Source organism: Dankookia rubra (assembly GCF_004355005.1).
In the GTDB taxonomy this organism is placed as follows: Bacteria; Pseudomonadota; Alphaproteobacteria; order Acetobacterales; family Acetobacteraceae; genus Paracraurococcus; species Paracraurococcus ruber_A.
Genome location: NZ_SMSJ01000139.1, coordinates 1 through 10,242 on the forward strand (window position 1 = coordinate 1; position 10,242 = coordinate 10,242).

The window sequence follows — 10,242 nt, forward strand, 5'->3', positions numbered from 1 at the left end:
GTGGCTGATCGAGAAGAACGGCTACCGCAGCCCGCTCGACATGCGCCTCGACACCGATCTCAGGCGCGCCGCATAGTGCAACCGCGTGTCCAGGACACCGGGTGCGGTACAGAGTTATGTATCGCTCGATAGGCGGAGGGACGATGTTCTGCATGCCGATTCATAGTAAGGCCCAGACCCGGTCGCAACCCGGAAAGAGTATCGGAATAATATTAGTCACGCTGCCCGTTCCGATCGCTACAACAGGCGAACACCGGAATGAGCGGGTTGTCCATTGCGGCACATCGACAGACTGGGGCCTGTGAGGCCATGAGTATTGCCCCATCTACCTGAGATGATTGAAGGGAGCAGGCCCCAGGTTTTGACGGATGCGCAATGGGCGGTGCTGGCGCCGCTCATCCGGGCTGGCGCTTAATCGCGTCTACCCGGGCCGGCCATATGGGCCGGACAACTGCTCTTGGGGCCGACGCATGGGCCCGCGGTCTCGAGTGCCGGCATCCGTTCGGGATGCAGTCCGGGCGGAGTTCCGCCGCGGGGGTGTCCGGTAGTCCGAGCTCGCGGATCGCTACCGGCTCAGCCGGTCGATGGTCTCCCTCATGCTCGCCGACATACCCAACGCCGCCGATCTGCGGCGCCGTGCTGCCAGGGAGCGTCGGCTTCATGGCGGATGAGTTTGTTTTCGATCCCAGGCCGGCACCGGGTGCGCTCCTGGCCATGCTCCGGCTGCGAATGGCGACCCTCGTTTATCGGCCGGAGGGCTGGGAGGATGACTTTTTGCGGCTGGTCGAAGCCATGCAGCACGTCACCACCAAATCATTATCCGACACATTCATCGCTGGCGCGACTACCCCTGGGATTCGGGAGGCTTGGATCCGGAGGGTCGACGCGACTCTCCGCCGCCGAAGGCGGAAGGGGCTGGTAGAGGTCGTTGGCGTGATCCCAAGCCAGACGCATGCGTATGGACGGCCAAAAGGCGTCTACGCAGTTGTCGGGAAGGCCCCCGAGCGGGTACCGCGTTCCCGTGCCTGATGGTACCGCCACGGCTCCAGTTTTCGTTCCGATTCCGTGTTTTCGTGGGGCCAGAATGGGCCCGTCGTGGTCCCGCCGTGGTACCACGAAATATGGCAGGAAAGTGGCAAATTAGCCCCTTCGCTTAGGCCTTTAGTCGCCTACCGCTCGCGCTTTCGTAACGCCTGGGCCGCTCGTTTTTTTGGCTATGGACCCGGGCGGTTTCCGACCCTGCCGGTATGTTTCGGGTACGACGGGGTCGGAATGCTTCGCGCAAGGAATATCGCGTAAACGCGATAACCTTGCCAGGGGCTCCGCCCCGTGGACCCCGCAGGCGCCCAGCGCCTGAAGAAACAGGACCACGCGGCCATGGAAAAGGTGCTCAACACCCGCCACGCCCCCGGAAATGCCCCCAGCGTTCCCATGCCTTCATCGCGCGTTCCGATGCCTGCCCCTGCAGGCACGGAGTTCGTCCGGAAGCGCGGTCGGCCCCGCCGCACCGCCGATGCGGATCTGCGTTCTGTGGTGGTTGGGTGCCGCCTGGATCCGGAGACCGCCGAGTTGTTTGCCGCCCGCGCCGCCCTGCATGGGATGGAGAGGGCGACCCTGCTCACGCAGCTGGTCACCGAGGAGATGGCTCGCCCGGCACCCAAGCGCCGCGCGACCCCGCAGCCCACTGTCCAAGTGACTGCGTTGGCCGAGGCTCTCATTAAGGTCGACACCACCCGAGATGATTTGCGGATGGTCCATGGCACGCTGCGCCAGTACCTAGCCCCGCTCCGCGAGGCCGGCAGGGAGGACGTGATCCCCGCCATGCTCGCCGCTCTCGACCGGGTTGATGCCCTGGTCCTCGAAGTCGAGGGGCTGATGAAGCGCACCGAAACCCTGATTGCCGTGGCCGAAGGCCGCCGGGATGTCGTTCCTTAGCATCGGGGGCGTGTTCCCGCGGGCCAAGCCCGCGGTCGATGCCCTCGCCGACCACCTCAGCAAGGATCTGGATGCCGGCAAGCGTCAGGTTGTGACGCTGCTCCCCGGTGGGGTGAGCGGTGACACGCTCCACGCCAAGCTGCGCCGCCTTGCTGCGATGGCTGCTGGTATCAAGAGCAAGGCCCCCCTGCTGCACACGATCGTCTCGCCATCCCTGGAGGATGCCCCGCTCGAGGCTCAGGAGGCGTTCCTGGATCGTGTTGCAGAGTCGAATGGCACCCAGAACCAGCCACGGATGCGGGTACGGCACGACCTGATCGACAGCCGGGGTAAGCGCGGCATCCACCTGCACGAGATCAGCCTTCGCCGGACCGACGCCGGCAAGGTCGCGAATATCGGCAACAGTTTCCTCATCATGGAGCGCATTGCGGTTGAGGTCGCTCGTGATTTCGGCCTGTCCTGCCCGGCGATTGCTCACCCCGATAAGGTCCATGACTGGCTGGTGGCGAACGGCCGGACTGAGGCCGCGGATTGGCTGCTGGCGAACTTCCCGCGCCTCCCCGATCCGCCTGGTGCCGAGCCGACCCGCTTCGGCCCGCGCCGGAAGGCCAAGATCAACCGCCCTCAGCGCCAGCAGCAGATTCGCACCGGCATCCAGCTCGCCGACGTCGAGCGTGACGTCCTGGCCGCCTGGCAGGCATCGGACAGCGCCGAGGCATTCTCAGCCGCGCTGCTCGATCGTGGCCTCTGGCTCGGCCAGGGTGGCAAGACGGTGCAGATGCTGGACCGCACGGGCGCCACTCACGACCTCGCCCGGACCCTCGGCGCAGTGTCCAAGGCGTCCGACCTGCCGCGCATCAGCGCTGCCGACGTCCGGGCCAAGATCGCCGGCCTGCGTCTGAGCTCCGTCAACGAGGTACGTGCCCTCATCCGCTCCCTGTCGGATGCCCCGCAGGCCGCCAAGGCCGAGGTCGAGGTTGAGTTTGATCTGTCGGACATCGAGCCCGAGGCGATCATTGAGTCCGCCGAGGTCCAGGCTGCCCCGACCGAGGTTCCGCAGCCTGAGCAACCCACGGCGCCGGTGGCACCAGCCCGGTCGCGCCTCCAGGCGCCGCCGCCGGTCAGCCGCGATGCTCGCGACGTCCTCGACGAAATCATGCGCGGTTGGCCGGGGCGGAAGGTCGAGCCGCCGGCCGCTCCTGCGCCCGCTCCGGAGCCGAAGCCAGAGGTACGCAACACGTGGTCGGGGATGCCAAGCGACGATGAGCTCGCCGAGATCCAGAAGCGTGAGCCGAAGCCGGCCGCGTCGCCCTCGGCGTCGGCGCCGGCTCAGTCGGAGAAGCGGCGCCTGCCGCCGCGGGTGCTGGCGCAACTGGAGGCCGTACGACGCAATCCGTACGCTGGCCCACAAGATTTCACGACGGCATTTCAGATCGCGGCGAGTGGCGGCGACCCGGTCATGCTGGCATGGATGCGGGAGCAGGCCCGCCTTGCTCAGATCGAGCTAGAGCGGTCGCGGCGCCGGGTGCGGGAGGAAATTGAGGAGGAGCGCCTTGCCGCGGCGCGTGCTGAGGCCGCGCGTGCCGGCCAGGGCAGGGCGCCAATGTCGTCGGTCGGTGACAAGCTCCGGCAGCAGCGCCGCCGGCACTCAGAGCAGATCCATGTGTCTGCAACCGTACAAAGGACAACTGTGACCGCGACCTCTGTTACGGTCGAGGAGCTCACCGTAACGGCCGCCGTTTGGCGTCAATTGGCAGAGTCGCGGCGCGGTCTCGTGGCTCGTGCGCTGGATTGGATTGCCGACGGTGCCGCGAAGGTCGCTCAGGACATGCGAAACCACGCCGAGTACAGCAAGCGAGTGGCCGCCGAGGATGCCGCCGAGGAAAGCCGCTTCGACATGTGAGGCGGGATAGGGGTTAAGAAGACAGGGCCATCTGGCTCCTCTTGGCACTAATCGCCACCCCGTGATCCGACTATCCCTTGAAGTTCCGGAGAATGTTCCGTAACTTCCTGTGGAACTTTGAAGGGGATTTTGTCGATGCTCGAAGTCAGCTCGGCCGAGGTCTCGAAGAGCTTCGGTGTCTACCGGGAGAAGGCCGAGGGCTCCCGCGGCGCCGCGCCGGAGCCGGTGCGGGTGCTGCACTACAACAAGCCCGCGGTGGTCATCGTGCAGGCAGACGAGTACGAGCGCCTGAAGCGGCGGGACAAGATGAGCTTGGCCCTTGAGGAACTGCCCGAGGACCTGATTGACCAGATCGCCTCGTCCACCATGGACCCCCGCTTCGATTTTCTGAACGCGAAGTGACGCCTGGGACGTGCCGCTACCAACGCTGACGCTGGGCCTGGTGGTCCGCTACGAATACCTCTGGAAGCGGCGCGAGCAGGAAGGGGCGCACACCGCAGACAAGGACCACCCCGCCTGCGTGGTCGCCACCTTCAAGCGGGAGGGGCGTCCCGAGGACTATGTGATGTACCTGCCAATCTCTCACTCGCCGCCGAACGAGGAGGAGATCGGGCTGGAGCTGCCCGACGACGTGAAGAGAAAGGCGGGGCTGGATAGCGCCCAGCAGTGGATTCTGCTCAATGAGTGCAACATCGACTCTTGGCCGATGGACCTGCGCCCGCTGCCCAGGCAGCCCGGTACCTTCCACTACGGCCACCTGCCGCCGGACTTCTTCATCATCGTCCGGGACCGCTTTGTCGAACTTTACCGCGATAAGAAGCTGAGCAGGGTCAATCGCGCCGGGCCCTGACGGCTACCTCGGGGACGGCGCATCTTATCCCCCCCCGTCGCTTGCACCATTAGATTGAGCACGCGCCAGGTCCAGCCCAGGCCATAAATCGGCCATGTGCTGGCACTGGCATTGTGCAGCATTCGCAACACCAGAACCGAGATCACGGCAGCTTGGACATCGCCATCCCGCAACCCCGCCGCAGCTTTCCGGGCGGCCAGGCCGATCGCGCCATCGACCCGAACGCCCAGGGCCTGTTGTAGCCAGGCTGCTGCGGCGCCAACGCCAGCGTTCACCCCGGGGTCAAAGACGACCAGAGCGAGGGGCGCTGGCAGGACATCGCAGGCCAGCCGCAGCCAGTAGTCGCGGTGGTAGACTTCACGCGCCTGGTCAAGGGTCAGATTGCGGATGTCGAGCGTCGGGTAGCTGGCGGCGCTGATGCCGAATTTCGTGCCCTTCAGATCGCCGGATCCAACCTTACCTCCGGTCCAGTTGCCCTTGTCCCGCGGATCGGCGCCATAGCCGCCCTCGTGACCGACCACTGCAGCGAAGGCATCAGGGAAGGGGTCCGCGGTCATGGCCACGGACACCCCAGCGGCGAGGCGCCGCGGCCATGCCAGCATGCTACTTCGCCCTTTCGGCCATCAGGATCGCCACCAGGCCGGCTGCGCCGGTGGCGATCTGGACCACGGCGGCCCAGGCCTCGGGGGTAACGGCTACTCCGGCCATGCCAAGCAGCGCGGCAATGCCGGGGCGTGCGTGCTGGGCTCGCGCAGGCGCGTAATGATGGTCTGCATCAGGGATTTCCTCCATATCCAGTTATGGATGACGCATCGGCCGCGGCGTTCGCCTGCGCCTCCGGGAGCGCAGGGTTTGGATGCGCGGACCTGACTGGCCCTGGCCGCGCGTGTAGGCTTTGGCCCACCACGAGGGGGCGCCATGCAGAGGATTTCTGGCCTCAAGTTTCAGCCCGGCGATGTGCGGGCAACCGTGTTGGAAGCGGAGCGGCTCATCCGCAAGGCAGGCTTCCAATGCCCGGACCCTGCGCAGCGCTTTTACTCGCGGCTTGCCGACAAGGCTGAAACGGATTTTGAGGCGGATGCCGAGACTTGGCCGGCCACCGACCGCAGCGCCGAGGAAAGAGAACGGGGGTACGCCGAGGCGAGCCGACGGCTGAATCGGAAGTTCGACGGCATCACCGGCGATCTCTTCCTGGTGACGGAGATGGTCGAGAGTCCGATCGAGGCGATGTTCGGTGCTTGGGTCGTGCTGTTCGGGAACGACGGCTACAACGACATCGAGTTCTCCTTCGGCCCGGAGAGCCGCTTTGATCCAGAGTGGGGCACAAACTTCACCCCTCAGGTCACTGTCGCCGAGTACCGGGCCGACTTCTTGTTCAAGGTCTGCCTCAAAGGTTCGTTCCGGATGCTCGCTGTCGAGTGCGACGGTCACGATTACCACGAGCGCACCGCGGACCAAGCCGCCCGCGACCGGAGCCGGGACCGTCGCCTGCTGACGAACGGCATCCATGTCTTGCGCTTCACCGGCCGGGAGATCGTGCGCGACCTCGAGGCGTGCATGGACGACCTCAGCGATGCTCTGAGCCGACTGGCCGAGGAGTTGTTGGTCGAGGCCGGGATCGCAAAGCGCCGACCTCAACGGTGGATCCAGGAGAACGTCGACCTCGCCGGGCCACCACCTCGCAAAAGGCCGACGTGAGTCCCAGCCCGTCACTCAGAGAGCGCCGGTTCTGAGTGCGAGCATCAGCAGGCTGAGGCAGTCGATCAGCATGGCGACGGCGAGCCCCATGGAGAGCAGCGCGTCGATGAGAGCATCGCCCTCTGCGGCACGCATCAGCGTGCCCCTTGCTGGAGAGGGCCAGGGATGCGCTCTAAAAACCGCTCGACCCGCTCTAGGCCGCGGATCATCTGCTGGCTGTCGCTCTTCAGCCTGCCATCAGCCTTGCGACAGAGGATCACGCGCTCAGTGACGCCGGCGATCCGCGCGAGCTGGCCAGCCGTGGCCGCCTCCGGAAGCGGAGGTGATGCTACCTTCAGCATATCCGGTGCCTAGAAAAGTGGAGCGGCGCGAACTACCCGCGGAGGATCGAGACCCCGGAAGGACCCAACCCGGGGGAGGGGGGTGCCTACCGCTTGGCCGTTGTCAGCGCCCGCTCCAGAGCCTCGCGGAAGGCGGCCGGGAAGGAAGCCTGAGCCACCCTCGCGCCGCGCTCCTGAAAGCCAAACCGAGGCTTGTACTGAGCAGAGCGGGCGAAGGTAGCGAGCACCTTCAGCCCACCGGCCTTGGTCCGCTCCCAGAACCCGCCATGCCCATGCACCTTGCCGACGAACACGCCTGGCCGAGCCTTGGCCCGTTGCAGCGCGCCCTTGGCAGGTTGCCGTAGCTGTTGAGAGAGGCGTCTTTGCCGGGGATGACCAGCGCCTGCTTGGCAGGCTGGCGAGTGCCGCCCGTCTCCTGCAGCGCGAGGTACTCGGCCTGCCTGTCTTTGACGAACACCTCGGCCACGAGCTCGCGCTTGGTAGCCGGCTTGATCGCCACGGCGTTCTGAGTGAACGGCGTCGGGCGGTCGAAAACTTGGGGGGATCGCCCTGGTCTCGGCGATCTGGACCATCCGAGCCGTGTCGGTCAGGGCCTTTGCGGTCGCGAATGGGATCTGCCGGGTTGCCAGATCGCCCAGCTGACGGTGCAGCTGCCGGACGTCGACCTCGACCGTGATCCGCATCAGCAGGACGCGTCAGTGTCAGTCAGCAAGCCAGCCAGGCGCATCCGCGTTCCGGCGGGCATGGACATGAGCCCGACCAGCAGAGAGACGATGTCCTCAGGCGTGGCAGGCACCGCCTCGCCATCGTCGGCCATGACAGCCATGTCAGCCTCTTCCACGGCCAACGCGATCTCGTCGAGATCGTCGGCTTCCATCAGAGCGTCCATGGTGCCCTCCAAGAGGACAGGGGGCAAACGGCCATGCCGCGCCCTATAAACGGAAGCGCCCAGCGACCTTTCGACCTCGGGCGCACCTCTACACCTTAACTATTTTAATCACACTCGCGTTACTGATGCAGCCGTTACTTCAATCTCTGGTGTGCGCAAAAAATCACGCCTTTGTATTAAAGCCGTGCCAGCAAGTCGGCGACAATTTTGCAAAAACCAGCTGCTGCTCCGAAAACGAGAGTGAAAATAGGTTTATTGCTTTCAATCGCACGACGCCATAATAACGAAAAAGTTTCAAGAAACGGCTTAAGCAAAAAAGATATTACAAAAATAAGACTCACGAGAAACCGTGAACCGTTTAGGATATGTAGCGATAGATGAATCGTATGGTAAAGCAAATCGTCCCAAAACAAGCGTATGTAACTATCCTCACTATCAAATTGTTGTCTCATCCGCGACAGTAAATTGCTAGGGGAAAATATAATTAACCAACTAATTCCATATTGAAATCTCAATATTCCCAAACTCGATTCAAAATAAAAAGACCGAAAACCCTGATATTCTTTTCCGTTAAAAATAACGAGCATCAGATCGTTGATAAAATGGAAAAAATCAACTGACAAAAATCCCCAGATGCATAGTATTACATACTGAACAAAAAGCGCAGTCAGAAATAGGGCGAAATCGACCAGTGAATGACGACCGCAACAACGATATATTACAAGTGTAACAAATCGTGTTAGTGAAATACTTAACATGCTCATAATGAAGGAAACAACTAGCGCTGGTCCATGGGCGGTAGAAAATGATTTACCAGAAAATAATTCACGCAAATTATGTAAGATTTCACTATATTGCCAAAAGGAATTTATAAATATTGCGATTAGCAATGATACGAAATAAATAACAGAGACGCTGATTAATCGTCTTACGCTAAAAATACTAGAGCCAAAAAACTTATCGATAGATTGTATTGTGAACGCTAATTCTTCACGGCCAAAATTGCTAAGTTTTACATATGAAAACCTTATCCACCATTCTTCCAGAAAAGAGCGGATTCTTTTTTGTTGTTGCTCGCTCAAGGAAAAATCAATGAAAGCACCGAGTGCTCCGAAGCTAGCCACAAGGGTTAATGTTTCCTTTAGATCAGTCATGTGACCGCCCTACCCTCGTGCGAGATGCCTGTTTTTGTTACAAAAAATCAGTTCAAAGCCATCTTGCCTTTAAATTCTGCTTCGAGAAGCATTCTGGAGAGAAGTACGATGTCGGCGCAACGCACTCATTCCCCACTCGTCGGCCAGAAGGTCGAGACCGGCCACCAGGAGCCCAGCTGTGCGATTGCGACTGACCACGTTGCTGACCGGTCTGGCGGTCGGATAGAGCCGCTGATAGGCATCCTCGGCGGATAACCCGGCCACTACCACCAGTTGCACCACGGCCCGCAGCTGGCCAGTCCGGAGCACGGCATCACCCTTCGCCAGCTTGCCACAGGCGGCCGACCAGAGCTCGGGAGCGTGAGAGCGGAAAGCAGGGTCGCTGCCCCCTGCACCCTGCCCGATTGTGGGCGAGAGGCCGGTGTTCACGACCTCCCACAGCCTGCCGTATTCGTCGCCGGCGTCCTGCTGATCCGTGGTCAACAGCCCCTCAGTCGCGAGCCGGGCGTGCATCCCGATCCGCCTGGCGACCCGCACCGTCCGGTTCGGGTCCTCTGGGTCAGCCCGGTCGCCGACATGGACGTCACGGCGGGCAAGCTGGCTTGCTTGCATGCCATACGTGGGCGGCTCGGCCTGAGGCTGCTGCCGGCGCTCAATGGTCTTTCGAGGGCGGCGCTTTGCCATCAGCGTACATTCCCCAGATCGGCCCGGCCGGCCGGGGCGACGTCGGAAGGCGCGTCCGGATCACAGAGGCTGAGCCACCCGTTTTCGGTTTTTCGATCGCGGCCAACGCTACCCTTGATTGCATCAGCCAGTAGGTTCCGGGCCTCCACCAGATCGCCCCGCTGGTGCCGCCAGAGCGCGGTGATGACAGCCCGGCGGAGTTGGTCATAGCTCAGCGCGTCAGCGTCGGGCGGGCCGTGCTGAAGCGCCGCGAGGATCACGTCCTCTTCGCCACCCCAGCACGGGGGCTTCAGCGTCTCGTGCAGCCCGTGGCGGCGGATCTCCTCGCCCAGCCACGCGGCTGTCAGCGGCACTGGCGGCGCGGCGGTGTGCACGGTCACGCGCCGCCTCGCGCGGTTGCTTCGGTCGCCATCACGCGGAGCGCGACGCTCAGCTTTTCGTGCCAACGCGCGCGGCTGCGATCCTCCTCAGCGCACGTTAAGCTACGACTTGCAGCGCGGAGCAAACGGGCGTTTTCGGCGTGATGCGCTGCGGCCTTGGCGAGGTCGTCAGGCGTCAGACTGCTTAGAGGGTGCCTCATACCCATGGCTGATTTTTCGGATCGCGATGTGCAAGAGAAATCCGAGATCAGCTCTCGCAAAACGCTCAGTGGGTCGCTAATGCCCAATACATTGCGCATTATTGATCCGGCCTGGGCGGTCTTGAAGGCAAGTAGGATCCGTCCAGGTTGGGGGCATGAAGCATGTGGACATGCGCAAGCTGCCGGCGGCGGCGCAAGAGGAACGTCG

At 62.8% G+C, this 10,242-nt stretch carries 12 protein-coding genes; 6 read left to right on the top strand and 6 right to left on the bottom strand.

Annotated features, from left to right (window positions below):
• Positions 1–1,377: 1,377 nt before the first annotated feature.
• From E2C06_RS33555 to E2C06_RS33570, 4 genes are all read left to right on the top strand, one after another.
• The gene (locus E2C06_RS33555; protein WP_133292909.1) at positions 1,378–1,935 is read left to right on the top strand and encodes a hypothetical protein; all 558 of its coding nucleotides are present in this window, start codon (positions 1,378–1,380) and stop codon (positions 1,933–1,935) included.
• Positions 1,922–3,838, top strand: coding sequence for a hypothetical protein (locus E2C06_RS33560; protein WP_133292910.1), 1,917 nt, complete (start codon positions 1,922–1,924; stop codon positions 3,836–3,838). The genes E2C06_RS33555 and E2C06_RS33560 overlap by 14 nt, the downstream gene beginning before the upstream one ends.
• A 135-nt stretch (positions 3,839–3,973) precedes the next feature.
• Positions 3,974–4,240: a type II toxin-antitoxin system Phd/YefM family antitoxin gene (locus E2C06_RS33565; RefSeq protein WP_133292911.1), complete on the top strand. Its 267-nt coding sequence runs from the start codon at positions 3,974–3,976 to the stop codon at positions 4,238–4,240.
• Between the two features lie 10 nt (positions 4,241–4,250).
• Positions 4,251–4,688 carry a hypothetical protein gene (locus E2C06_RS33570; RefSeq protein ID WP_111472684.1) on the top strand — a complete coding sequence of 146 codons (438 nt, stop codon included), beginning with the start codon at positions 4,251–4,253 and terminating at the stop codon, positions 4,686–4,688.
• Here E2C06_RS33570 and E2C06_RS33575 read toward each other — a convergent pair.
• Positions 4,643–5,245: a glycosyl hydrolase 108 family protein gene (locus E2C06_RS33575; RefSeq protein WP_133292912.1), complete on the bottom strand. Its 603-nt coding sequence runs from the start codon at positions 5,243–5,245 to the stop codon at positions 4,643–4,645. The genes E2C06_RS33570 and E2C06_RS33575 overlap by 46 nt on opposite strands.
• 361 nt (positions 5,246–5,606) lie before the next feature.
• Here E2C06_RS33575 and E2C06_RS33580 point away from each other — a divergent pair, with 361 nt between their 5' ends.
• Positions 5,607–6,386 carry an endonuclease domain-containing protein gene (locus tag E2C06_RS33580; protein WP_133292913.1) on the top strand — a complete coding sequence of 260 codons (780 nt, stop codon included), beginning with the start codon at positions 5,607–5,609 and terminating at the stop codon, positions 6,384–6,386.
• A gap of 570 nt (positions 6,387–6,956) precedes the next feature.
• On the opposite strand, the gene E2C06_RS33585 is transcribed toward E2C06_RS33580, so the two are convergent.
• The 5 genes from E2C06_RS33585 to E2C06_RS33605 form a co-directional block, all read right to left on the bottom strand.
• Complete coding sequence (locus tag E2C06_RS33585) at positions 6,957–7,226, bottom strand: hypothetical protein (RefSeq protein ID WP_133292914.1); 270 nt, start codon at positions 7,224–7,226, stop codon at positions 6,957–6,959.
• Between the two features lie 183 nt (positions 7,227–7,409).
• On the bottom strand, positions 7,410–7,616 hold the full coding sequence (locus E2C06_RS33590; protein ID WP_133292915.1) for a hypothetical protein: 207 nt from the start codon (positions 7,614–7,616) through the stop codon (positions 7,410–7,412).
• A gap of 176 nt (positions 7,617–7,792) precedes the next feature.
• Complete coding sequence (locus tag E2C06_RS33595) at positions 7,793–8,770, bottom strand: hypothetical protein (RefSeq protein ID WP_133292916.1); 978 nt, start codon at positions 8,768–8,770, stop codon at positions 7,793–7,795.
• 69 nt (positions 8,771–8,839) lie between these two features.
• Positions 8,840–9,454: a hypothetical protein gene (locus E2C06_RS33600; RefSeq protein ID WP_133292917.1), complete on the bottom strand. Its 615-nt coding sequence runs from the start codon at positions 9,452–9,454 to the stop codon at positions 8,840–8,842.
• A complete protein-coding gene (locus E2C06_RS33605) occupies positions 9,454–9,834 on the bottom strand; it encodes a hypothetical protein (protein WP_133292918.1) in 381 nt (126 codons plus the stop codon). Before E2C06_RS33605 ends, E2C06_RS33600 begins: the two co-directional genes overlap by 1 nt.
• Positions 9,835–10,038: 204 nt before the next feature.
• Between E2C06_RS33605 and E2C06_RS38985 the strand changes: the two genes are divergently transcribed.
• On the top strand, positions 10,039–10,242 hold a 204-nt coding region (locus E2C06_RS38985; RefSeq protein WP_206664817.1), incomplete at its 3' end, for a hypothetical protein.